This window comes from Paenibacillus amylolyticus (assembly GCF_036894225.1).
GTDB classification, from domain to species: domain Bacteria; phylum Bacillota; class Bacilli; order Paenibacillales; family Paenibacillaceae; genus Paenibacillus; species Paenibacillus amylolyticus.
The window spans coordinates 6,319,633-6,344,171 of the sequence record NZ_CP145892.1; the positions used below are offsets into that span (position 1 = coordinate 6,319,633).

Annotated in this window: 18 protein-coding genes; 8 read left to right on the top strand and 10 right to left on the bottom strand. The window is 47.6% G+C overall.

The window, feature by feature from the left end:
• Positions 1-24: 24 nt before the first annotated feature.
• Complete coding sequence (locus V6668_RS27860) at positions 25-969, top strand: AraC family transcriptional regulator (protein ID WP_338707199.1); 945 nt, start codon at positions 25-27, stop codon at positions 967-969.
• On the opposite strand, the gene mobA is transcribed toward V6668_RS27860, so the two are convergent.
• Positions 939-1,568 carry a molybdenum cofactor guanylyltransferase gene (mobA, locus tag V6668_RS27865; protein ID WP_338707200.1) on the bottom strand — a complete coding sequence of 210 codons (630 nt, stop codon included), beginning with the start codon at positions 1,566-1,568 and terminating at the stop codon, positions 939-941. The genes V6668_RS27860 and mobA overlap by 31 nt on opposite strands.
• Positions 1,569-1,731: 163 nt before the next feature.
• Here mobA and V6668_RS27870 point away from each other — a divergent pair, with 163 nt between their 5' ends.
• Positions 1,732-2,925: an MFS transporter gene (locus V6668_RS27870; protein ID WP_047840746.1), complete on the top strand. Its 1,194-nt coding sequence runs from the start codon at positions 1,732-1,734 to the stop codon at positions 2,923-2,925.
• Between the two features lie 185 nt (positions 2,926-3,110).
• On the opposite strand, the gene V6668_RS27875 is transcribed toward V6668_RS27870, so the two are convergent.
• On the bottom strand, positions 3,111-3,668 hold the full coding sequence (locus tag V6668_RS27875) for a stalk domain-containing protein (RefSeq protein WP_036612690.1): 558 nt from the start codon (positions 3,666-3,668) through the stop codon (positions 3,111-3,113).
• Between the two features lie 259 nt (positions 3,669-3,927).
• Positions 3,928-5,661, bottom strand: coding sequence for a glutamine--tRNA ligase/YqeY domain fusion protein (locus V6668_RS27880; RefSeq protein ID WP_338707201.1), 1,734 nt, complete (start codon positions 5,659-5,661; stop codon positions 3,928-3,930).
• A 208-nt stretch (positions 5,662-5,869) separates the two neighbouring features.
• Between V6668_RS27880 and V6668_RS27885 the strand changes: the two genes are divergently transcribed.
• Together V6668_RS27885 and V6668_RS27890 are read left to right on the top strand one after the other, a co-directional pair.
• Entirely contained in the window at positions 5,870-6,112 is a 243-nt protein-coding gene (locus tag V6668_RS27885) for a DUF2164 domain-containing protein (protein ID WP_244988428.1), read from the top strand.
• Between the two features lie 127 nt (positions 6,113-6,239).
• Complete coding sequence (locus V6668_RS27890; protein ID WP_036612698.1) at positions 6,240-6,788, top strand: GNAT family N-acetyltransferase; 549 nt, start codon at positions 6,240-6,242, stop codon at positions 6,786-6,788.
• A 112-nt stretch (positions 6,789-6,900) separates the two neighbouring features.
• Here V6668_RS27890 and V6668_RS27895 read toward each other — a convergent pair whose 3' ends face one another.
• Both V6668_RS27895 and V6668_RS27900 read right to left on the bottom strand, forming a co-directional pair.
• Positions 6,901-7,689: an SDR family oxidoreductase gene (locus V6668_RS27895; protein WP_338707202.1), complete on the bottom strand. Its 789-nt coding sequence runs from the start codon at positions 7,687-7,689 to the stop codon at positions 6,901-6,903.
• Positions 7,690-7,716: 27 nt separating this feature from the next.
• The gene (locus tag V6668_RS27900) at positions 7,717-8,217 is read right to left on the bottom strand and encodes a GNAT family N-acetyltransferase (RefSeq protein WP_338707203.1); all 501 of its coding nucleotides are present in this window, start codon (positions 8,215-8,217) and stop codon (positions 7,717-7,719) included.
• 260 nt (positions 8,218-8,477) lie between these two features.
• Between V6668_RS27900 and V6668_RS27905 the strand changes: the two genes are divergently transcribed.
• Positions 8,478-9,677: a methyltransferase domain-containing protein gene (locus V6668_RS27905; RefSeq protein ID WP_338707204.1), complete on the top strand. Its 1,200-nt coding sequence runs from the start codon at positions 8,478-8,480 to the stop codon at positions 9,675-9,677.
• Positions 9,678-9,756: 79 nt separating this feature from the next.
• Here V6668_RS27905 and V6668_RS27910 read toward each other — a convergent pair whose 3' ends face one another.
• Both V6668_RS27910 and V6668_RS27915 read right to left on the bottom strand, forming a co-directional pair.
• The gene (locus V6668_RS27910; protein WP_338707205.1) at positions 9,757-13,149 is read right to left on the bottom strand and encodes a GH36-type glycosyl hydrolase domain-containing protein; all 3,393 of its coding nucleotides are present in this window, start codon (positions 13,147-13,149) and stop codon (positions 9,757-9,759) included.
• Positions 13,150-13,310: 161 nt separating this feature from the next.
• Positions 13,311-14,300: a LacI family DNA-binding transcriptional regulator gene (locus V6668_RS27915; protein ID WP_100528357.1), complete on the bottom strand. Its 990-nt coding sequence runs from the start codon at positions 14,298-14,300 to the stop codon at positions 13,311-13,313.
• A 755-nt stretch (positions 14,301-15,055) separates the two neighbouring features.
• Between V6668_RS27915 and V6668_RS27920 the strand changes: the two genes are divergently transcribed.
• The 3 genes from V6668_RS27920 (at position 15,056) to V6668_RS27930 (ending at position 19,635) form a co-directional block, all read left to right on the top strand.
• Positions 15,056-16,705 carry an AraC family transcriptional regulator gene (locus V6668_RS27920; protein WP_338707206.1) on the top strand — a complete coding sequence of 550 codons (1,650 nt, stop codon included), beginning with the start codon at positions 15,056-15,058 and terminating at the stop codon, positions 16,703-16,705.
• A gap of 110 nt (positions 16,706-16,815) precedes the next feature.
• Positions 16,816-17,844 (top strand): ABC transporter substrate-binding protein, encoded by a 1,029-nt coding sequence (locus V6668_RS27925; RefSeq protein ID WP_338707207.1) that lies wholly within the window; start codon positions 16,816-16,818, stop codon positions 17,842-17,844.
• Positions 17,845-17,922: 78 nt separating this feature from the next.
• Complete coding sequence (locus tag V6668_RS27930; RefSeq protein ID WP_036612711.1) at positions 17,923-19,635, top strand: ABC transporter ATP-binding protein; 1,713 nt, start codon at positions 17,923-17,925, stop codon at positions 19,633-19,635.
• Positions 19,636-19,687: 52 nt separating this feature from the next.
• Here the strand turns inward: V6668_RS27930 and V6668_RS27935 are convergent, their stop codons facing one another.
• The 3 genes from V6668_RS27935 to V6668_RS27945 form a co-directional block, all read right to left on the bottom strand.
• Positions 19,688-21,262, bottom strand: coding sequence for a hypothetical protein (locus V6668_RS27935; protein ID WP_338707208.1), 1,575 nt, complete (start codon positions 21,260-21,262; stop codon positions 19,688-19,690).
• Positions 21,263-21,465: 203 nt separating this feature from the next.
• A complete protein-coding gene (locus V6668_RS27940) occupies positions 21,466-22,752 on the bottom strand; it encodes an ABC transporter substrate-binding protein (protein WP_338707209.1) in 1,287 nt (428 codons plus the stop codon).
• A complete protein-coding gene (locus V6668_RS27945) occupies positions 22,731-24,506 on the bottom strand; it encodes a sensor histidine kinase (protein ID WP_338707210.1) in 1,776 nt (591 codons plus the stop codon). Before V6668_RS27945 ends, V6668_RS27940 begins: the two co-directional genes overlap by 22 nt.
• Positions 24,507-24,539: the final 33 nt, after the last annotated feature.

Consider the following 24,539-nt stretch of genomic DNA (forward strand, 5'->3'; position numbering starts at 1 on the left):
GATATCCGATCACAGCTCCGAGAAATGCCACACCATACGCTGGCCCACTGGCTGCCTATTATCGACTGTAACATCAAATTCTATGGTGCTCACAGCCAACAAGTACCCTGTGGATGGGCGATGCCGGAGGAATCACATCCGGGCTTTGAGATTATGTTGATCATCGAAGGTACGCAGGAGAGTGTGATTCATGGTTATACCTATACCGTGGAGGAAGGTTCCATTCTTCTCATTCCTCCCGGGTTCAAACATACAAATCAATGTGTATCCACGGAAGGCATGACTTATTTTAGCGCTCACTTTAATGTGGATGATCCCGTCTTCACCCTGAAGCTGATGTCACAGCACAGCCGAATCTACGCAGCAGGTACGGCAGATAATAAGAAGATTCGCGTTGTGCTGGAGAGTTGGATGGACATGATTAACGTATCTGAGGCCTATACCTCCACCGACAAAATGATCATGCAGGCCCGCATGTTTGAACTGTTCGCCCTGTTGTCCCAAGCCGCTGACAATGAACCGGAGTCCACCACTTCCGTTGCTGCTTCACATGCACCAGCGCCAACAGCCATGCATTATGCGGGAGCTATAGCGGAGGCGATCAAGCAGGCATTCCATGCCCAGCTTCGAACCAAGGAAAGCAGTGTAACCACGGTCAAAGTAGAGCAGATTATATCCTCGTTTGGCATCAGCCCGGGATATGGTCTACAGGTCTTTCGCAAGGTGTATGGACGATCGCCCAGGGCTTACCTGTCCAGCTTGAAGTTGCAGGAGGCCAAAGTGCTGATCGAACAGCCAGAGCTGTCGCTCGGGGAAATTGCGTGGAAGCTCGGCTACACCCATCTGTCCCATTTCAGCAGACAATTCAAACGTTGGACAGGCCAAAGCCCGCTGCAATATCGCAATCATCATGCAGATGCATCAGGTGATCCTGTATCCTACAGATCGGAATCGAGTCCAGAATCTTGATTACGGATACGTTCGTACTCTTCCGGCGTGTTCATATTACTCATTTGCATCGCTACTTGATGAACGCCAGCTCTCTCAAGCTCTTCCGCTTCGACATAACAGCATCCGATCTCTTCAAGCCATCGCATGATTCGAAGATGATCCTGCATCAGGCGCTGCTCGAGATCAGGGAGCACTCTTTTGTGGTAAGCCCCTGCAAGAGGGTGGACTTGTCCATCCACACGTGGAACGATAGCAGAATAAGAGTCATGCGACTCGGCCAGCTTTTTTATCCCATAAAAAAAGGACGTTTGCAGGAGCGGCATATCGCAGGCGCATACCAGATTCCAGTCTGTATCGGAAGCTTCCAGCGCCGCGTGAAGACCGGCGAGTGGCCCCTTCCCCGGATAGTGATCCTGAACGCATTCGTAGCCCATTGCACCGTAGGTTGTCACATTGGGTCCGGCAGCCACGATGATACGGGATACGGCGGGTCTCATGGCATTTGTGACATGTTGCAGTACAACGGAACCATTCAGTTCCAGCATGGCCTTGTTGGTCCCCATGCGACTGGATAATCCTCCTGCCAATATGATGCCTGTCCATTCACGCGTGTTCATGTTGTTATCTTCCCTCCTGGTAACGATATGTGTTTGACTACATCAATTTCAAAACGTTCGCTATGCATTGAATCCCCTTTCAACAAATGATACATTGAACAATATGCATTTGAAAGGAATGGCTTAATTGGACAGACCTGCACCTTCAAGAGGCAATCCCTCATTGGTTTCTCTGAAACTATATAACTTTTTCATATATGGAGCCATCTCGATCTTTGCCGGATTCCTGCAGTTGTATCTGCAAGAGATTGGTATGACCAAACTGGAGATTGGCAGTCTCATGGCGATTGGACCCTTTGTATCCTTGTTTGCCAACCCGTTCTGGGGTTTCTGGAGCGATAAATCTCGCAACATTCGTATCATTCTGATGATTATGATGGGAGGCACATTTGTGCTCGCCCAGGGTGTATTCTATGCGCCCACATATACGTGGATCTATGTAGCTATGATTTTCTTTTATTTTTTTCAAAGTCCATTATTTGCTCAAACTAATAGCCTGATTCTCGGATATATCGATGGTACAAACCAAAAATTTGGATCATTCCGGCTCTGGGGTTCACTCGGTTGGGCACTGACTGCCGTCGCAGCCGGACCGCTCATTGACCGTTTTGGCATCGGCAGTGTATCCATTATATTTGCGTGCATGATTGCCACCGCCTTTGTATTATCCGTATTTCTACCCAGACAGCCGATCGCTTCGGATACACCGGTGGTTACTTTTCGGCGGTTTGGCAAAGTCATGTTCAATCCGTATTTTATGGCATTTATCGGCCTGGGTGTACTCGTATCGGTGCCTAATGCCATGAACAGTACGTTTATGTCACTATACATAGTAGAAATGGGTGGCGACAAACAGATGGTCGGCTGGGCCATCTTCACCTCATCCATTCTCGAAGTCGGCGTATTCCTGTTGCTCGATCGCTTACTCAAACGCAAAATGAGCATGCTCCTGGCATCTCTCATTCTGATCAGTGTGCTGTTTGCACTTCGCTGGCAGCTCATGGCACTGGCTAACAACCCACTGGAGATTGTATTCATTCAGTTGATGCACTCCATTACGTTTGGTGGATACTTCTATGTAGGCACACAGCTGACCATGCTGTTTATCCCAAGACCTTATCGTTCCTCCGGACAAGCGGTGTATACGATGGCCTGGGGCGGTCTCTCCGGCGTCATTGCCGGTCTGTTCGGCGGCTGGTTGTTCCAAAGCTTCGGTGCAGAAATCATGTATAGCATTGGCGTATTCTTCTCGCTCATCGGCGCTGTCGGATTTAGCATCATGTGGTTATCGAATCGACGTAACGGCTATCAGCCAGTTGTATTGACGGAGATGGGCAATATGGATGAGGACAGATAATCTTTTGTTTGAAAAAGTTGAAGGATTTCCACTGGAACACTACGAGGACAGAAGAATCTTTCGATCGCTGTTATCCCCGGATTTTTTTGATTCCCTTTTCAAAGGGTAAAATCCGGGGATAAAGCGGAGCTGTAATTCGTTCTATCATAATATGAATACGATGCTATTTTCTCTATAGATTTTAACTAATCATTAAACTGAACAAACACATGCATATACTTATCTAATCCTGGAAAACCGGTTGTACCTTTGATATCCAAGAAATTCAGTTTCTCTTTCCAGTCTACTCTTTCTTGATCGGAGTCATCAGTCGAGAGTTCAAAAATATATGCTAAGACAAATGCATCCATACTCGAGACCCCGTTTTTCAATTGTACCCACTCTTGAGGGAGCACAACTTGATTGTTACCCGCTGTGATTTCTTTGCCAGAGAAATTAAGAATCAGTTCTTGTCCTTCATTTTTAATCGTGGTGATTTTTTTCTTTCCATCCCATTTAAACGTTGCTCCAGATCGTTTAAAAACATCTTTCACTGGGATATAAATGGATTTATAAGTTGTTTTTGTTGCCTTTCCATCCTTTATGACACTTAGTTCAACTTTTTTTAGTGATGAATTGTACACATTCGCCGCACGTTCCTTAAAGGGTAGATCCATTAGGGATTGGTCCAAAGCAGCAGAGGCAACAGAGCCTACACAGACAGCTAAAGTTAACATCAACAATAAAGAAACAAATCGCTTCATCTTGATTCCTCCTTGAAATTATTGTTCACATTAACTTAAACGTCGAAAGTTGGAAAAATGTTCATTTAAGTATCCCGTTGTATTAATAATTATTTTTTGTGTATCCACGCAGAACCAGGACTTGTATTAGTACAACCTTCTTTAATCAATTGCAGGCGCACAAGAAAAAGGCGTCTCCATTGGCTTATTGCCCTGGAGACGCCTTTTACGTTCATAGATTTAAGTTTACTGCTAACCTATCGTCCTACCTATGTTCACATTACGCCTTCGGCAGTTGGAACGAGCTTTTCAGGGATACGACCCGGTTAAATACCGGACGTCCTGGCTCGGAATGTTTCGGATCTACACTAAAGTAACCGTGACGGAAGAATTGGAATTTATCCTGAGCATTCGCTTCTTTCATCTCTTGTTCCACATACCCATTAACAATCTCAAGGGAGTTCGGGTTCAATTGATCCAGGAACGTTTTCTCCGGTTGCTCTTCCATAACCTCAGCTTCAGCCCCAGCTACTGCCACTTCGACCTCTGCTTCTGGTGCTTCATCCAGGATCAACGGCTCATACAGACGGAATTCAGCAGGTACCGCTTGAGTCGCTTCTACCCAGTGGATTGTTCCTTTGACTTTACGGCCAGTGAAGCCACTGCCGCTCTTCGTCTCTACATCATAGGTACAATGAATCTCGGTCACATTGCCTTCTGCATCTTTGATCACATCGTTACATTTGATGAAGTATGCATGTTTCAGACGAACTTCGTTGCCAGGGAACAAACGGAAGTATTTGTTCGGCGGATTTTCCATGAAATCGTCTTGTTCGATATAAATCTCACGAGAGAACGGAATTTGGCGATTGCCCATCTCCGGGTTCTCCACGTTGTTCTCTGCTTCAAGCCATTCCACTTGCCCTTCAGGATAGTTGGTAATAACCACTTTGAGCGGATGCAGAACAGCCATCGTGCGCGGAGCTTTCAGTTTCAAGTCTTCACGTACAAAGTGCTCCAGCGTTTGCAGATCGATAACTCCATAGTTTTTGGAAATGCCTGTCTCATATACAAAATCACGAATAGCTTCCGGTGTATAACCCCGGCGGCGCAGACCCGAAATTGTTGGCATACGAGGATCATCCCATCCATCCACATGTCCTTCATCTACGAGCAGTTTCAGCTTCCGCTTGCTTGTTACCATCTGGGACAGATTCAGGCGACCAAATTCATATTGATGCGGTTGGTTCTCCATCTCACACTCGGCAATAACCCAATCGTAGAATGGACGTTGATCCTCAAACTCCAGGGAACAGAGGGAATGCGTTACACCTTCAATTGCATCTTCAAGCGGGTGAGCAAAGGCGTACATTGGATAGATACACCATTTGTCGCCCGTGTTATGATGGTGTGCATGTGAAATCCGGTAAATAACCGGATCGCGCAGGTTGATATTCGGTGCAGACATATCGATCTTGGCACGCAGCACTTTCTCTCCGTTCTTGAATTCACCTGCACGCATACGTGTGAACAGGTCGAGATTCTCTTCCACCGGACGATCACGGTACGGGCTGTTCTTACCCGGCTCCGTCAGCGTTCCGCGCATTTCACGGATTTCGTCAGCGCTTTGGTCGTCGATGTAAGCTTTACCTTTTTTAATCAACAAGACAGCACGGTTGTACATCTCGTCAAAATAATCCGAGGCAAAACGTTTCTCATTCCACTCGTATCCGAGCCATTTCACGTCTTCCTGAATCGATTGAACATACTCTACATCTTCCTTGACCGGGTTTGTGTCATCAAAGCGCAGATTCGTTTTGCCGCCAAATTCGCCGCCCAGCGTAAAGTTAATCCAGATCGCCTTGGCATGGCCGATATGCAGATAACCGTTCGGTTCCGGAGGAAAACGGGTAATAACTTCCTGGACTTTCCCAGACCGGAGATCTTCGGTAATAATATTTTTGATAAAGTTAGGTGGGGTTGTACGATTGTCCACAGGTATCAAACCTTTCATGAATGATTGGAACTTTCAGTAATTGCAACGCGTTTCATTTAAATATACCTTTAACGGGGGAGGAGTTCAATAAAGAACGGCACCAAAGTCAGGATTAGCGGTGCATAAATAGGCCCTAAACCATTTTGACGGGTTCGCTCGAATCATGTAGCATGATAGTAAAAACAAATTAAAGGGAGGGTTTCCCATTCCAACGAACTCGCTTAAACTGACCAAAGAACAGCAGGATGAAGCCATTCGTACCATCCAGTCGTATTTCGAAGAGGAACGTGGCGAAGAACTGGGTGATCTGGCTGCTTGGGGTGTCCTCGACCTGTTCATGACACAGCTGGCTCCCTACATATATAATCAGGCACTCCGTGACGCACGAACAACGGTCAATCAACGCATGGCCTCAATGGAAGAAGACCTGTTTGCACTGGAGCAAAAGTTGCCCAAGACCTCACGTTAATCCACTACAAATACGTGTTCAAAAAATCTGGTTTTCATATTCGATGCTAATAAGGCCGCTAGGCATAATTCGTAATCAAAAGTGGACTTTTTTGAACAACACTATACAAAGAAAGAAGGTTGCATTCATGTTTACCTATTCATTGGATGAATATACCGAACTCCGGCCACTGGCCATGGAACATACCAAACCGCTGTTTGAACTGACGGATCGCTCGCGGGATCAACTGAGACATTGGTTGCCGTGGGTGGATCATGTGACAGAAGTGGAACACACCTCGAACTTTATTACCAACGCGTTAAAACAAGGTGCCGAGAATGGCGGATTCACCGCCGGAGTATGGTCAAAAGGGGATCTAGCCGGCGTCATTGGATTCCACGAGATTAACTGGACCAACCGCTCGGTAAGCATCGGATATTGGCTTGGCAAAGGTTTTGAGGGTCAAGGCTTGATGACAAGCGCTTGTCGCGTTCTGGTTGATTATGCACTGGTGACCCTGGATCTGAATCGCGTCGAGATTCGCTCGGCAACAAATAACAAACGGAGTCGCGCTATCCCTGAAAGACTCGGATTTGTTCTCGAGGGTGTCATTCGTCAGGCAGAGAAACTGCCTAAAGGTTACGTGAACCATGCGGTGTACGGCATGCTTCAGCATGAATGGGAACTCTTGCGCTAATTCGCCTACATAATAAATCGGAGTGATCTCTCCCAACATAATGGATCAACACGAATACCCTCGATCTCCACGGAATGTGGTGACAGAGGGTATTTTATTGCATCCATGACTTTTATAGGGCTCGGACCATCCCACCATCCACGATCAATGAGGTTCCGGTAATGTACGTATTGGCTCCGGATAACAGGAATACAACCGCTTTGGCAAACTCCTCTGGTTGACCATAACGGCCCAGTGGAATCTCTTTACGGAATTGGTCAGATACCTCTTCCTCACTGATTCCATTCTGCTCAGCCCGTGCTGCATCCAGCTCACGTATACGGTCTGTTGCAATACGTCCTGGCGCCACCGTGTTGATCAAAATTCCGTATGGAGCAAGCTCTTGAGACAAGGTCTTCGCCAATCCAAACACGCCGGTACGGAACGTGTTGGACAGCACCAAACCCGGAATGGGTTGTTTCACTGAAGTTGAAGCGATATTGACAATGTGTCCTCCACTTTCTTTCATATAAGGAAGAGCACCGCGAATCAGCCTTACATAACTGAGTACATTTAATTCAAATGCACGTTCCCAATCCTCATCCGTCAGTGACTCAAATGAACCCGATGGCGGGCCACCCGAATTGTTCACCAGAATATCAATCTGTCCAAACATTTCTGCTGTCTTGTGAATCAGAGCCTCAATATCTTCCTTGCGTGTCACATCGGTTGCACAATATTCCACACGTCCGCCACCACCAAGCGCCAGAAGCTCCTGCTTCACTGCTGCGAGCTTTTCTTCGCTCCGGCTGGCAAGCATGACGTCAGCACCTTCTGTTGCCAATTGAGCAGCCACTGCTTTGCCTAGCCCGCGACTGGAAGCCAGCACCAATGCTTTTTTACCCCTAAGTCCCATATCCATCGTTGTTCCTCCTCCTCAGCTATGTTTCTATTTGGTCTGGATAAAATAACCCATAAGAATATCGTCCACATATTTGCCTCCGATATAAAACTCGGACACCAACCTGCCTTCCGTCACAAATCCACACTGTGTATAAAACGTGATGGCTCCCGGATTGCTGGAAAGTACGCGCAGCCTGAGCTTGCGAACGCCTTGTTGGGCCGCATGCTGCTTAATGGCATCCATCAAAGCTGTGGCAATGCCACAACGCTGATCATGAGGATGAACCGCAATATGAATCTCGTAGACATGACGGTTGACGGGCATACCTGTGGCTGGATTAAAGCCCACATAACCACATACCCGCTCTCCCTGCACCGCAATCAATTGACTGCCTGGCGGGCAATGCTGCAGATATTGTTGTCTGGAACGCCATTGCATCGGTGCAGGAGAGGTGTATTTGTCCCATACCAGGGTATCCAACTCCATTAGCTGGGCTGCATCTTTAATCTCGGATGGACGAATCGTAAATGTATGGCTGGTAAGCATAATGATTCAACCTTTCGTGCTATAGTCAACAACGCTGTACGTACAACGTCGGGAAAGTTCAGAGAGTTAAGAAATTTAAGAAACTTAGAAATACGTTGTTCGTTTGCCTCACTGTTTACATATGTTCGTTCTATATATTGTAGCATAGCCTCAGCTTTGACTAAAATTCCACTCGGTATTGAACCTTTTCGCAAAATGAGATAAACACTTAACCTTGCCGTAACGTCATGGTTTATACTGGTTCGATAAGGAGGGGATGCATGATGAATATCAAAGAGGCAGCAAGCAGGCTTGGTATATCGGCGAGAGCCATTCGCTTTTATGAGGAAAAAGGATTAATTCTACCCGCCAAACAGTCCAGTAACGGGTATCGTACCTATACCGAGAATGATATCTGGCGGCTTCAGACCATTGCTGCGCTGCGTGAGATTGGCATGTCCCTGCAGGATATTACACACGCGCTAGGAGAGATTGATCAGGGGAACCAGCAACGGCTGGAAGAATATCTGGAGCTGCAACAGGCCGTCATGTATGCCCAGTGGATTGAGCTGAAACGTATGATGGATACAACCCAGCGCATGATTGACCTGAATCGTCAGGACGGTCCACTGGATGTCAGCCATCTGCACGACCTTGCGGACAGTGCACGGCGCCTGCGTGAAGCACGGCAGAACTGGCACGATCGGTGGAATTATGACACGCAGGCAGCCATCCACGATCAGCGAGTACAGGCAGAAGGCAGAGTCAGTACTGAATACCCCAATTCAGAGGGCAGGCATCATTCGGACAACGCCTCGCCCATAAGCGATGAGAATGACGTTTCACATCCACACCAGGATGCAGATCATTCCACACCAAGCGATTCCAATGATACGGTACAGTCTTCCTTTTATCTGTATCACAACTATGACGAAGCGCTTGAACAGACAGCTCATTGGATCTCTCCCGCTCTTGGTGAGAAAGGACTCGATATTGGTACAGGCACAGGTAATCTGGCTGGGAAACTGCTACAGCACGGCGCAGACATGACCGCAATCGACCAATCCCGGGAGATGCTGCGCAGATGTCGTACCAAATATCCTGAGATGCATGTGAAACTTGGTAATTTCCTGGCGCTGCCTTTTGCCGATCATTCCTTCGACTTTGTTGTGTCCAGCTTTGCTTTCCATCATCTGAGTCCAGATCAGCAACTATTGGCGTTACAGGAGATGCAGCGTGTTTTAACCTCGCGCGGACGTATCGGTCTAACCGATCTGATGTTTGTTGATGCGACTCACCGTGATTTCTATATCCGGCAGGCAGAAACCACAGGACACGAGGAACAGCTGCGCGCCTTGCGCGAGCGTCACTTCCCTCTGCTTGATGAGCTATGCAGCTGGCTGGAGCAACAGGGCTACGTAACCAAGCATGTGCGGCATAATGAGCTGTTGCATACGTTGCTGGCAGTTCCGCTGCGGTGACCGATCATGAGCATATGCCAAAAAGGCCATCCCGCCTTGAATAAAGGAGGATGACCTTGGTATACATCATGTTATGAAATTACATATAAATATCAACAACCGTACGCTCAGTTGCACTGCGTGCTTGTCTGAACTCATCAAGCGAGATGCTTACACCGCCCTGACGGTAACGGTTCGCTGTACGCTCGGTGCGAATGTCTTTGCCGTTCACCGCTACACGGCTCACAGCACCTTCGTTCAAGTGATAAATGAACGTCACTGGCTCACCCGCATACTCGAATTCGAATTGCATGCCGTTCAGCTCAGCTGGCAATACCGGGTCAATGACCAGATCGCCGCCCTCTTGACGAATGCCAAGTGCATTGGAGATCAGCTGGTTCATGTAGATTCCAGGGCCGCTGGAGTAGATTCTCCATCCGCCTTTCACCTGTACAGTACCTTTACGAAGCTGGTCAAAATGCTCCTGAGCCTCGTAACGCGTATTAAACTTGCCGTCCGAACTACTGAAGTATGAGTTCGCTTGGCGAATCTCCGCGTTAGGTACAACCTCGCCGATACCAACCGGGTTGATCATCGCGAGACCATTCCACACCTGATCTGTCTTGCCCAGCTTCGCCATCGCTTCCACGTAACGGATATGGGCGTGCACATATTGCAAACCAATCTCACGTCCGAAGTTGGACGCTTGCTCTGCACGCTTGAAGTGTGTGCTTACACCACCAGCATATTGAGCTGGACGATTCATCAGACGCACGCCATCCGGGCATAGGAACTGCTCACGGATCAAGGCATAATGCGATTCTGCTTGCTCCGCATTCAGCAATTCACCGATCATGCTGCGCGTCATTGGCAACAAGCGGTATTGAATGCCTGTCTCTGTGTCTGTTGGATGAAGCATCAGCTTCGCTTGGTCGGCTTCTTCCATGTATACAAAACCTGGAATCACATCTGTGCCAAGCATGTAACGGTTAAAGTCCTCACGGATGCCTTGAGCCAGCACATCAAGCTCCTGTGCAAAGTCCGCATCCTTGAATTTCAGCGCTTGCGAGAGCACGTTCACGGACTGATACGTCAATGCCACAGTCCAACTGCTCACCATGTATTGCTTCAGCTGTGCATTGGCTGGTTGGAGCGTATCATCCCAGTCGCCATCTCCGTAGGAAGACAGGAACGTATCGTGCAGGAAGTGCGAACGGATATATTCGATCTCTTTTTTCGCGTGATCCAGTACCGTTGCCGTCTCTTCCGTGAACCCGAAGCTATGCTTGACGGTATAAGGTACTTTCTCATCCAGGATTGCATAGTCGCGAGTCGCTGTCAGGTAGTCCGCCAATACTTTCAACGGCCATACAATGATATCGCCATGGCTCTCTTCCTGTTGAATCGCAAAGTATTTATCAAACATGAACCATTGCGGCCAGTTGCCATCATCTTCGTATTGGTGGGTATAAACCATTTTGATGATATCGCGAACTTGCTCATATTTTTGCGTTGCCATAAAGTACTCCACTGGACCTTGGCACACATCTCGTGTACCCCAAGCCGCGCCACCGTACTGCTCCAAACCGTGAGGCACAGAATAGTGAACCAGCATATTGTGGGTGTACCACCAAGCCAGCGCATTTACTTTGAACAGATCCTCTGCACTCTGACCTTCTCCACGGGACAAACGGAACCCGTTCATCACACCTGCGAAGAACTCGCGGTATGCCTGCACTTCCTCTTCAAACGTCAGGCTTGAACCTGCTACCACTCCGCTGTCCGCTTGACCTTCCAATACCCCTTGTACCTTCAGCGTCCATTCAGCACTCGCTTCCAGACTAAGCGTAACCAGTGATGCGGAACCACTGCGGATACCACTTGCCAGCAACGTTTCGTCCCCTACATTCACAGCTGCGCCGTCCACCGACATGCGGTATTGCAGATCTGGATACGTTCCTGCACTAATCGCTTGTGGATCAGCCTTAAAGATCAAAGTATCGCCATCCTGCGTCATATGAAGCGGATACTCGTATTCATTCACATTCATCGTAATCTGGTTTGTTACCAGGTAACGGTATGCTGTGCCACTTGTGGAGCGTACGTTCATGCTCACCTCGGTGGTGTGTGCCCCTGTATAGTTCGTTACGATGATCGTATCGGATGCCGTTTTGTAGATCCAACGTACATAGTTGAAGCCAATCTCGAACAGGGAAGGCATCGTCAGCAGACGATATTGTCCGTCCATTTCCACATAGATGCGTTGTCCCGCCGTTTTCGGCACGTTTAATGCATTGCGAGCATTACTGATCATTTTATTAAAATTGGTGTTACCAATAACGAGTTGTGAGTTGAAAATACCGTACATATACGATGTTGTCGTAATAACCTGTGCTCCAAGTTGCACGTTGCCACCACTCATCAGAATGTGACCGTGCGGACGCTCTACGAGCAATTCTTTTGCTTTCAGAACGATATGCTCATAGCTGCCTGTGAAGAAGGACAACAGTTCCTCACCACTGTGCTCTTCCTGATGACGATCAGGGAACAGATCATGAATCTCATCTTGCGTCAGATCGAGTGTTACCAGTGGTTCACCCAGGAAGGAGGACAGTTTCACCTGTTCCAACGTGTCACCATTTTCCACAGTCAGAGCCTGTACTTCATTCCATGCTGCTGTAACTTCATCTCCAAATTCCAGTGCAGAGATTCCTTCGGCATGATTAGGCTTCGCCAGTCCATAAAAGACCACCTGAGCTTCTCCGTTCAGATTCAGCAGTTCGGATTGCAATGCCGTATAAGCAAATTCATACTGATATGTCTCATTTGCCAGCGTTGGGCGATTCAAGCTCTCTGGTTGATTCGTTTCCTTGTACGACAGACCGAAGAATTGGAATCCATCTGTGGAGTAACCGACTGCTTTGGTCAGGGAACCTTGTTGCATATATGGAAATGCGCCGCCCTGAGGCTGGTTTTGACGGGAACAAACGACATAACCTTTCGCTTCATCTTCAAACACCGTGTGGTCAATGTATTGTGACAGATAAGCTTCATTACTGCGTACCGCACCTGGATCAGCAAGCCCTACATCCTGTCCGTATACCACATCTACGTTATGTTGTTGTCCTGTGAGCTTCACATCCCAGAACCATACACCTTGAGGTGTAGCTGTAAATACGACCTGATAGCCAATGCCTTTTTCGCTACCTTCCAGCTGGACTGTGCCCTCCCAGATCAACTGGTTGCTGGATTGTGCCTTGCTTGTAATCACCTTGCTGTTCGAACGTACACCGAGCAACGGGAACGAGCTGATATTCTCTCCCTCATGTACACGCAGGTACAGGTTGTTCAAAGATCCATCAATCTGGTTGCTGAGCAACTGGTTCAACATCGTTGTACCAGATGTAGCCTGGTATAGGTCGCCACTGTTCAAAAAGGTAAAGGATAACTCTCCGGCATTTAAGCGGATCGGTTCATTAATCATCGTTGTCATAAGGTTCACTCCTTAAATTAGTTAAAATCGAAACGTTTCGATAAATCTGAAAAAGAATAGGGGCCTCTTCAAACCGGCTTTTTACAGCCCGTCCGGACGATAACCCCATCATTAAACATTTACTTCAGCATGCGGGCAGTTCTTTGTTGTTCAGACTTGGTCTAAACCGAACGTACAGAGCTGCGCTCGATCATATTAATCGTTAACGTATATGAAGGGTCAACCGCTTCGCCATTGAGCATCTGGAATAACAGATGTCCGGCGAGCGACCCGGCTTCATGCTTCGGCTGGCGTATCGTTGTCAGCGGTGGATGCACATATTCGGACAACTGAATATCGTCAAAACCGATCACGGAAATATCATCCGGCACCGATACACCACGCTCTTCCAATGCCTTCAGGCCACCAATCGCCATCTCATCGTTACCGTAAAATACAGCTGAGGGAAGATCGCCCTGCATGATCATCATTTTGGTTGCACTGTATCCGCCCTCACGCACAAAGTTACCGTTCAGACGCCATTTGGACTTTTCTTCAAGTCCCGCTTCCCGCATCGCTCGCAGATACCCTTGGTAACGGAGCGCGTTGTCATACGAGTTGGATGGGCCACTGATATATGCAATCTTCTGATGTCCTGCCTGAATCAGGTGGCGGGTAGCAAGGTAACCCCCCTGCTCTCCATCCACCAGCACGTTGACCAGATGGTCACTCGACAGCTGACGATCCATCACAATGATCGGAAAACGATGACCGGCAGATTCCACCAGAATATCATCATGGATGTTATGCGCCAGAATGATGGCTCCATCCACTCTTTTTTCACGCAAAAATCGCACTGCCGTTGAATCCCGTCCACCCATGGAGCTGCACGCAATCAGGTCATACCCGTTCGCGAGGGCTACATCCTGTACACTACGGATCAATTCCGAGTAATACGGGCCCGACAGATCGGTCAGGATCAAAGCGATCGTGTTTGTCCGGCTCCGTTTCAGGTCCATGGCAAAGCCGTTCTTGCGGTAATTCAGTTCTCGTGCTGCCTCAAGCACTTTAGCCTTGGTCTTGGCACTAACCTTGCTATCCCCGCTCAGCGCATAGGAAGCAGTCGAGAGTGCTACACCTGCCAGCTTTGCCACATCCTTAATCGTTGCCATTCCACGTTCGCTCCTTCTAAACTATATATAAGTTCAACAAAGAATATTTACACTTACCACTCCGATGACAGAATAACCTTCCGATCGCTGTTATCCCCGGATTTTCCCTTCTTCAAAGGGAAAATCCGGGGATAAAGGCTCAGCATATGCTTCCGATGCAGCTTTCTTTCAGAAAGCTTTTAGCTTCGCTTCTTCACGTTATTTCTGTCCTCTCCGTTCTCGCGTAAAAAGTTTAGTTGAACCTATAAAGAACAAATTCAAGGTTACCCCACATTTTATACGGTACATGGTTAGAACAACCACTAAATCCTTCATTATCGTTTATTAATCTTTATACATATCATAGCGATGGATGTCAATCGAAACGTTTCGAGGTGTTCTCAAAAAAAATCCTCGTTCCCATCCTTATGGGGCCACGGTTGAATGCGTCCCGTTCCAATCCATACCATTAGTGATGGTCATGACACGTCTTTCAATCTGGCGCTCTATAAACAGTTCGTGCCTAATACAATGAAACTGGCAGTAAACGCCAGATTGAAACGTTTCGACATTTTCATTATAGTCGGTGTTGATAGCGATTTCAACCACTTTATCTATTTTTCAAATAAAAAGTTGATTTGTTCAATCTGTCCATCCACGTCACTCCGTTTATAGTATATACTGCATAATAGTCGAGATCCGAGAATTACGCCAGTACACCAGGGGCATGAGACGAAAAATGCGCCTGCTGACTTATGTAAGGAGACAGTTATCAAATGAATATTTCCAAGCCTATTTACCATAAAAAATCGCTGTCCCGTCCCATTTCCTTGCAGAAGATTCAGTCCGTACCTGTTGCCCTCTTCAAGCTGTGCAATCTGGTGCAGCTTCACGACCGCGAGGCATTCTCCCGCATAGATGAGATGTGGAGCACTCTTCATGTGTTATACGTCATTACTGCTGGCCAGGCCAGGCTGATCAGCGCAGAGGGTAAACTGACATTAAATGCAGGCTGTGCAGTCGTTCGGCAAGCTGGAAACCTGCTTCAGCACGAGAACAAGCGCGGCTCCCTGTCGCCAGTACAGGGCATTGCTATTGCTTTTGATTCCACTGAAAATGAACAGCTGTTCTGGCCGTTCGGGATACCAGTTCCCATTGCGAGTCGCACTCTCACCGACAGGGCAGTAGAGCTGGTTCAAGCCAGTACGGCAGGCCGTGATTCCAGCCCCTTCAGGCCACATATGCTTTTTTATGAGTTACTGGATATTTTACGGGATCATGTGGCTCATTCTGCTCATGAAGATCACTCCTGGCTTGATGCCGTGCTTAGACATATCCATCAGATGTATACCCATCCGCTGACCCGCGAACAATTGGCACGGGATGCAAATGTGAGTCCTGAGCATTTTTCACGGGAGTTCAAGAAACATACAGGTCTTACGTTTGTTGAATATGTGACCCGTCTCAGAATCAGGATGGCTCAGGAACATCTGTTGTTCGCGAACCCTACGCTACAGGAAATTGCACAACTCACAGGCTACAGGGACACCTTTTATCTGAGCCGCAAATTCAAACAGATGGTTGGATCAGCACCAACACACTACCGGAAAATGCCCAAGAAGATTGTATCTTTGACTTACAATTATACAGCCTCACTTCTGGCATTGGGCCACACTCCCCACATGGGCGCCGTAGCAAGCTGGATGGAAGAAAAACTGGGGGAACATGGTCATGATGGTCATGAGCAATTCGAGCAACATTCCGAATATGAGCTGGTTAAACATACGGATCTGATTGCAAACGCTCAGCCCGATGTCATTGTCGGGTATGCGCCGCATCCCACTTCCGATGAACTACGTCTGATCGCACCGACCATTCTGATGCCCTTTGAGGAAATTGATTGGCAGGAGCAGCTTCTTCTTTTGGGCCGAATTACCGGGCTTGAGTCCAATGCACAAGCGTTGTTAGATCAATATCATCAACTTGAGCAAGAAGCCAATCATACGTTGGACCAACAGATGGAAGGAGGAACACGAGGGTCCGCTGTTTGCATGTTTATGATCGGAGATGAAGGGGCTTATATCTATGGTCATGGCTGGGGCAGAGCTTCTCATGTACTGTATCAATCACTGGGCTTCACTCCACCCTCACGTATGGAGCAGGATGGTCAGTTACTTACGAGGTACGTTCATGTTCCGTTGTCCGAGATTCACTTGTATGCCGCAGATCACATGTTTGTCGCCTTCCCTGAGGAACCTGCCAAACGAGAAATGCTGGATAACCTGCCGAATCAGGAATCCTGGGGCACCCTATCCGCCGTTCGTGAAGGACGTGTATACGAGATTGATGCCGACATGTTCTATGGATTTGATCCCTTGTCCGTTATGGAGCAGTTGCAGCATATCATGCGTCATCTCACATCATAATTGTCCATGCAGTAGTGATCATAGTTGTCCATGTACAAATATCACATCTTCCTCTATGTTATTAATGAGAATAATAATCATTATTGATTATACACAGGGGGAACAAAAATATGTTTGCTGCAAAAAAACGCTTTTCCGGCTTGCTTCTTATGCTCGCCATCATTATGATTCTGGCTGCATGTAGTAGCGGAACAGGCTCGACTGCCACTGAACAGACATCGGCAGCGGGAACCGAAACAACAACAGCCTCTTCCGAGACGAACACAGACACGTCGTCCGGTTCAGACAATTCAAATGCTACACGGATCTACAAGTCATTAAGCGGGGATGTTGAAATTCCGGCTGAACCGAAACGAATCGTTACCGATATGTACGTAAGTGATCTGCTCGCACTGGGTGTGAAACCCGTTGGTGCTGTTCAATATTATTTGGAAAACCCGTTCTATGCAGATCAGGTAGCGGGCATAGAGAGTATTGGTGATCGGGCGGCGGTATCCATGGAGAAGGTTGTTGCCTTGAACCCGGATCTGATCATTACCTACTCTGATCAGGCCAGCGAAATTGAGAGTTATCAAAAAATCGCACCGACCGTGGTCATTCCGTATGGTACTTTCACCAATGTACACGACGAAATCCGGGGATTCGGAGAGCTGATGAACAAATCCGAAGCAGCCGAAGCTTGGCTGAAAACGTACGATGAACGGATTGAAGCCGCTCGCGCTAAGGTGAAAACAGTCATTAAACCGGAGGAAACCTTCTCCATCCTTGAAGTATCCGACAAAAGTTATTATGGATATGGAGACAATTTTGGTCGAGGAGGACAAGCGGTCTACAGTGCTTTGCAACTTGCCCCACTCGAAATCACCAAAAAAGAACTGATGGGTGATACCCAATGGAAAGAAATTTCGCGTGAAGTTGTTGGTGATTATGCAGGGGATCATATCTTCTTAACCGTTGGAGAGAACACCAAAAATTACCAAGGTGATTCCATCTGGCAATCCCTGCCGGCTGTGAAAAACAATCAGGTGTATGAGTTGCTGGAAGACCGTTACTGGTACTTCGACCCAATTGCGATTCAAGGTCAGGCTGAGGAATTTGCCAATATGATCGTAGAACGTGCCGAGCAAAACCGTAAATAACATAAGCATGAATACAGGTGTCCGGACAGGCTAATCATCCTGCTCGGGCATTTGTGTCATATCGAGGAGGACTTACATATGCTTCGCCGTTTTATGTCTTATTATCGTCCTTACAAAAGACTCTTTATCTTGGACTTCTCCTGTGCCATCGCTGCCGCTCTGCTGGAGCTGGCCTTTCCACTCGCCGTTAACCGGGTGGTGGATCAACTGCTTCCGGCTGGCAATTGGTCCATGATCTTAGCGGCGTGTGTCGGGTTGCTCGGCATCTACCTGCTCAGTTCCTTTTTCCATTATGCAGTGACCTATTGGGGCCACAAGCTTGGTATTAACATCGAATCCGATATGCGGCGTGAACTGTTCCAGCGTGTACAGAAACAGTCCTTCCGCTTCTTCGATAACAATAAGACCGGGCATCTGGTCTCCCGCATGACCAACGATCTGATGGATATTGGTGAGATCGCGCATCACGGACCCGAGGATCTATTCATTGCCCTCATGACACTCGCCGGAGCTTTCGGGATTATGCTGGGGATCAACTGGCAGTTGGCTGTGATGACGTTCATCATTGTGCCGCTGATGATCTACCTGTCGCTGTATTTCAGTCGCAAAATGTCCAAGGCGTTCAAGCGCATGTTTGCGGATATCGCCGATTATAACGCACGAGTAGAGAACAATGTGAGCGGCATCCGTGTGGTACAGGCTTTTGCCAATGAAAAACATGAAGTAGGACGTTTCGTTGAGAACAACGAACGTTTCCGGCTTACAAAACTAATCACCTACCGTATTATGGCCTGGAACTCTTCACTCAGTTTTATACTGATGAAATTTGTATCGCTGTTTGTACTGGTATGTGGAACCTGGTTTGTCATTCAAGGCAGTATGACCTACGGGGAATTCATCGCTTTTGTGATGCTCTCCAATGTATTCCTCGGACCGATCGAGAAGATTAACTCCGTCATCGAGACGTATCCCAAAGGCATCGCCGGATTCAGACGTTACCTGGAGCTGCTTGAAGCTGTACCGGATGTAGAAGATACACCACAAGCGAAACCGATTCCGGATGTCAAAGGAGATATTGCTTTCCATAACGTTACCTTTTCTTATGGAGAACACAAACCTACGCTGTCTCAGGTTAATCTGGATATTCAGGCAGGCCAGACGGTTGCTCTGGTTGGACCTTCGGGCGGAGGTAAAACGACGTTATGCAGTCTGATCCCACGTTTCTACGATGTGGATGCAGGACATATCTCCATTGATGGCATTCCGGTGAAGGACATGACGCTGGAATCACTGCGCTCCCATATCGGGATTGTGCAGCAGGATATTTTCCTGTTTGATGGAACGATTCGAGAAAATATTGCATACGGCAAACTGAATGCTTCCGATGAGGAAATCTGGCAAGCCATTCGCCGGGCCCAATTGGAAGAGCTGGTACAATCCCAGCCAGATGGACTGGACACCATGATCGGTGAACGTGGCGTGAAATTGTCCGGCGGACAGAAGCAACGTTTATCCATCGCAAGAATGATCCTGAAAAACCCACCTATTCTCATTTTGGATGAAGCAACATCCGCACTCGATACCGAGACGGAAGCTGCCATTCAACTGGCCTTGTCCGAGCTGGCTCAAGGCCGTACGACATTGGTGATTGCCCATCGACTGGCGACCATTAGACACGCCGATCGCATCGTGGTGGTGGAGAACGGCAGCGTTGCTGAACAAGGAAGTCATGAAGAACTGCTCGCGCGCAAAGGCTCGTACAGCCGACTGCATCAAGCCCAGTTTGGTTAAATACAACGACAAAACAACCTTCCCTCAGAACTAGAGGTGAAGGTTGTTTTATTCATTTCAGGTATCCTTTGGATTTCCAAAATCGTTTTGCAAATGATTCAGCAGCGTAAGGCAGCTCCCCATTCAGTAGATCCTCATTTGCTTGAATGAGTACTTGGCGTCCACGTTCGAGCAATTGAACGGCATGTAGTAATTGAGAGCCGCCGATGTAATGAAGTTCAAGCAACAATGGATCTTCTTCCTCGTCATCCTGAGCCGAGTATTCGATCAACACACTTTCCGAGCCGTCCGCATGTTGGTGCAGGGTATAATAGTATTTCTCCACCTGCGTCTCCCCTTGAGCATCCACATACTCTCTTCCAATACGTAGCATAGCTGGCTGGGGAACACCATCAGACATCTGACCTGCTTGTCGAAATGCATAATATAACTCTCCAATCCACAGTCCGTGCCGATCATCATCATAATAATCGTCATATGGCTCCACGACAGGCAGTGCTAATAAATCGTGGATCAGTTGGTGCGAAATTAAGGAACGGGCATACTGATAATTCGATACAGACTGCAACAAGGTGCTCCATCCTTGCTCGCTTAACTGCTGAATATCAGCAGGTGAGTTCTCCGAAAATACGTTCCATTCCGAATTCTCATTGTGAAGATAACGATATGCACCTGAGATCATCCAGACAGGTTTACCCGGTTGTAGGATATGTTTATCAGGAGTGTTGGAACCTTGATCTGATGGCTCCATCTTAAGCAACAATGCACAGTTATGGTCATCCTGAAAATAAAGACTGCGGAAATACCCCTCCGTATGCTCATCTCCATAGACCGATACTCGGCAAAATTGCTCGTTCAACCAAAATTCATAGCTGTTGAGTAACTCATCCTCCTCTCTTACAGGCAACAAAGATGGATGAGTAAGACGCTCTATGTTCTCAGCGGTAATACGATGATCTTCGAACCAATCCGGCACATCTGGCTCTGATTCATCAGCATGAATGTACTTTCGGTTGATTACAGGTTGTCCTTGTTGCAGCCTCTTTAACATTTCTTCTCGCCAAGGAAACGGCTCTGTATCTTCATCAATCACACATTCAGGAACGAATAACGCCAACATGTCAAAGCCCCGCCATGGTCCGAGATCCTCCCATTCTTCAAGCTGACGCTTCACATTACGCTGTCCTTGAACCTGAATCGTATATTGATCGGTACTTACCAGCAATCCACCTTCTACATTCCCTCTCACTGTCAATTCTCCATGGTTATAATCCCCCCAGAACATATCCTCCACATAGAGATTACCTGTAATATATATTTCCTGCCCACCCACGATCATATAGGGCGTTATGAGATTCCCAAGTACAACCAGATTTGAACTGGCCGCGTCGGAACTTGTATTTCCAATATAACGATCCACTGTCAGATTTCCTTCAACCAAGATCAAAAAAGGTCCTTCATCCAACAACAGTTCACTGATATGAAGATCACCAGAATGTAACCATACTTCCTCGGCTTCAAATTCACCGTTGTGCGCTTCATTCTGAGTGTACATCCAGCTCTCCTGAGGCAACTTCGTTTTCATATCGGCAAAAGACACCTTGTGACCTATCTGATGTATGGACATGTCCTGACACTCCTCATCCATTAATATATGGATAGAATCTATCTAATCTACAGATAGGACAACTACCCATTTTCATTATACTAGAGGAAATATACACCATTCCATAACAAAAACCCTCACCCGAGTAGAATGAAGGTTGAGCTTGTGAACGACAACAGCCCCAAGTCCATTAAATACATATATGATCTAGTCCATTCTTATAACTACCCACCCAGAATGGCATTCGCCCGTTCACGAAATTCCACCGCCGCCTGCTCAGGCGTAATTTTGCCAAACAACAGGAGATCGTACAACTCACGTAACACCGCAGTGACCTCTGGCGCACCTACAGGATCAGGCGGGTCCATCTGAGTGCTGTTATCCGCAACCCAATCGATATAATCAAACACCTGCGCCAGCTCCGGTTCAACCACCAGCTTCATCCGCTCTTTGACACTGGATGAGACAGGCACACCCCGCTCCCCTTTGAGCAGCAGATTGGCATCCAAATCGTTCACAAAAAAGCTGATGAACTTGGCAGCTTCCTCCTTATGTCTGGAATTGCCCGCCATGGAGAAAAACATGCCTGGCTTCAAGAACAATCCATCCTGACTGTTTGGCCCAGGCATTGGGGAGATGGTTAAGGGTTTGCCATAACGCTGAGCGGTGCTGATAAATTGGTTGGAATACCCCCAGCTAAACAAAGCCTCTCCCAGATAAAACGGGTCGTTATCAGGCTGGCCAATGTCTGATGTCCAGATATCCGGTGCAAAAATAAGTTTCTTTTCCGCGAGCTTCTGCATCCTGCCAAAGTACTCAATAAACAGCCCATCATCCTCATAACCCAACCTCTTGCCATCCTCCGCGTATAGCTTGGAACCATACTGTCTCAAGTAATACGCGAAAAACTGTTCCGGCGTAAAATAGGTTCCCAGATAGATGCCTTTCCCGAGCAATTGCTCGCCCATCCGGTCAAAATCCGCCCATGTCCACGTATCCGTTGGCAATTCAATATCATTGGCCTTTAACACTTCCGGATCATAGATGCTGAGCATGGCGTTAACCCCCAAACTGAGACCATAGGTTTTTCCATTCAGGCTACCACTCTCCAGCTGTTCCTTCTCAATATCTGTCGCGTCAATCAGTCCGCTCTGCATGTACGGCGTCATATCCTCCAACAGTTGCAGCGAGCTGTACTGGGACAGATAGGAGATGTCCATCTGGATAATGTCGGGCAACGCATTGCCTGCTGCATGTGGGGCAAGTTTTCTCCAGTATTCGTTGAAACTGCTATATTCGTATTCAATGTTCACATGTGGATTCAACTTCTCATACAGGTCGATAACGGCAATCGTTGCATTGTTGCGGAACTCTCCACCCCACCAAGCGATTCGCAGCGTTATCGGCTCTTCTTCCACAATCATGCCTGGCCTTTGATCCAACTGGTTCACGCAGCCAGGAAGAGTCAGCATAAGGCAGAGCATGCCTATCATTCGCATCCATCTTCCCATAACTTCTCCTCCTTACCTGGTGATGGGGGTGGCAGCAGCACCGTTACTCTCGTTCCAAGCCCCGGCCTGCTCTCCAGCAGAACATCACATTCTTCGCCAAAAGCCAGACGTACCCGCTCCCTGATATTCAGCAGACCAATACCTGTTCCTCTGGTTTTCACTTCACCGCGCAGCACCTGTTCCACATATTCGGGTTCCATGCCAGGACCGTGATCCTCCACGATAAGAGCCAGCTTGCCACCTGATATCTCGGCATACACTCGAATCAGACATGATCCAACCTGTGGTTCCAAACCGTATTGGATTGCATTCTCCAGTAATGGCTGTAGGGTCAACTTTGGAATGGCACACCCCAGATAAGGAGCGGGCACATCCATACGGAAATCCAGCCGTTGCCGGAAACGGTAGGTCTGAATGGTGATGTAATGATTGACGATCTCCAGCTCTTCCGCAATGGTAATGATATTTTGTTTGAAGCTGATGGAGGAACGCAGCAAATACCCAAGTGACAGCACCATACTGGAGATTTGCTCCTGCCTGTTCTTTTTGGCGAGCCAATGGATCGAATCCAGCGCATTATACAGAAAGTGGGGATTGATCTGCGCCTGTAGCGCCTTGAACTCCGTTTCTTTAATGACCAACTGGCTTGCATAATTTTCTTTAATCAATGTATTAATATGTGTAATCATCAGTCGATACGTACGCTGTAGTAACCCCAGTTCATCCATGTGCTGGTGCGTTGGAATGGACAGATTGGCGTCTATATTCTCCAGATCCCCATACTGAACCTCCTTCATCTGACTGATGAGCTGCCTGATCGGCCTTGTCAGACTTCGTGCGAACACCATACCAAGCGCGAGAACAACCAGAATGGCGATAAGATAAACGACGATCAGTATATTTTTCAACCATATAATACGTTCAAAAATTTCATCATAAGAGGCCATATTATAATACACCCAGTCGGTGTATGCGGATTTCTTCTGGGAAAGAAATATCTCCCTCCCATCCAAATTCTTGATCTCATATCCCCCACTGCCTGGAAGTGGATTCAGTCCGGCGGACACCGCTTCTGGAAGCTGGCGATAAGGATACACCACATCACTGCCTGCTTTTAAAATAATGTCACTGTCCTGGCTATCGATGCCCGCATACTCCTCGACGAGTCGCTCGATATTAATACGCAGAAACAGTATGCCTACCGGTTCCAGGGTCATCGGTTCATAGGCTCGCACTTGACGCACCATAACCAGCATCGGGTCATCGTCATCCGGGTATAACCAGCGCACTGCACCATTGGCCTGCTCCGCAGCCGCAATCATCCGATCATATTTTTCCTGAGATACGGTTAGTGTCTCGCCATATTTATTGACTCTTCCCCTGGAATCAATCAGATGAACGGACTGCACATATCGTGCAGCCCCACTAATATGCTCCCATAGCCGATCCGTGATCTTTTTTCGTTCAATAAAGCTTGAATATGCGCTATCGTCGTCCAGCAACGACTTCAAGGCTCTTTGAATCTGCGTATCGGAGATCATGTTTAATGATAACGCTTCCAACTTCTGAAGTTCAACATCCACTGTAGACGAAGAAAGGTTCAGAAGTCGGGACGACTTATCAAACAGCTGTTTGTCATACACCGAGTACGTATAATACAAGGACCCAAACGCGAGGATGATGACAAACGCCATCATGAACATAATCATCAGAAACATTTTCATTTTGATGCTGAGTTTGCGGTAGGCTGTCATGACCAAAGCGCTCCTTTGAACCACGTGATACTA

What these genes read in the sequence shown, in the direction of transcription:
- V6668_RS27860 (WP_338707199.1), top strand. Translation starts at nt 25, where the DNA reads ATGCCACACCATACGCTGGCCCACTGGCTGCCTATTATCGACTGTAAC.
- mobA (WP_338707200.1), bottom strand. Translation starts at nt 1,568, where the DNA reads ATGAACACGCGTGAATGGACAGGCATCATATTGGCAGGAGGATTATCC.
- V6668_RS27875 (WP_036612690.1), bottom strand. Translation starts at nt 3,668, where the DNA reads ATGAAGCGATTTGTTTCTTTATTGTTGATGTTAACTTTAGCTGTCTGT.
- V6668_RS27880 (WP_338707201.1), bottom strand. Translation starts at nt 5,661, where the DNA reads ATGAAAGGTTTGATACCTGTGGACAATCGTACAACCCCACCTAACTTT.
- V6668_RS27890 (WP_036612698.1), top strand. Translation starts at nt 6,240, where the DNA reads ATGTTTACCTATTCATTGGATGAATATACCGAACTCCGGCCACTGGCC.
- V6668_RS27895 (WP_338707202.1), bottom strand. Translation starts at nt 7,689, where the DNA reads ATGGATATGGGACTTAGGGGTAAAAAAGCATTGGTGCTGGCTTCCAGT.
- V6668_RS27900 (WP_338707203.1), bottom strand. Translation starts at nt 8,217, where the DNA reads ATGCTTACCAGCCATACATTTACGATTCGTCCATCCGAGATTAAAGAT.
- V6668_RS27905 (WP_338707204.1), top strand. Translation starts at nt 8,478, where the DNA reads ATGATGAATATCAAAGAGGCAGCAAGCAGGCTTGGTATATCGGCGAGA.
- V6668_RS27910 (WP_338707205.1), bottom strand. Translation starts at nt 13,149, where the DNA reads ATGACAACGATGATTAATGAACCGATCCGCTTAAATGCCGGAGAGTTA.
- V6668_RS27915 (WP_100528357.1), bottom strand. Translation starts at nt 14,300, where the DNA reads ATGGCAACGATTAAGGATGTGGCAAAGCTGGCAGGTGTAGCACTCTCG.
- V6668_RS27920 (WP_338707206.1), top strand. Translation starts at nt 15,056, where the DNA reads ATGAATATTTCCAAGCCTATTTACCATAAAAAATCGCTGTCCCGTCCC.
- V6668_RS27925 (WP_338707207.1), top strand. Translation starts at nt 16,816, where the DNA reads ATGTTTGCTGCAAAAAAACGCTTTTCCGGCTTGCTTCTTATGCTCGCC.
- V6668_RS27930 (WP_036612711.1), top strand. Translation starts at nt 17,923, where the DNA reads ATGCTTCGCCGTTTTATGTCTTATTATCGTCCTTACAAAAGACTCTTT.
- V6668_RS27935 (WP_338707208.1), bottom strand. Translation starts at nt 21,262, where the DNA reads ATGTCCATACATCAGATAGGTCACAAGGTGTCTTTTGCCGATATGAAA.
- V6668_RS27940 (WP_338707209.1), bottom strand. Translation starts at nt 22,752, where the DNA reads ATGGGAAGATGGATGCGAATGATAGGCATGCTCTGCCTTATGCTGACT.
- V6668_RS27945 (WP_338707210.1), bottom strand. Translation starts at nt 24,506, where the DNA reads ATGACAGCCTACCGCAAACTCAGCATCAAAATGAAAATGTTTCTGATG.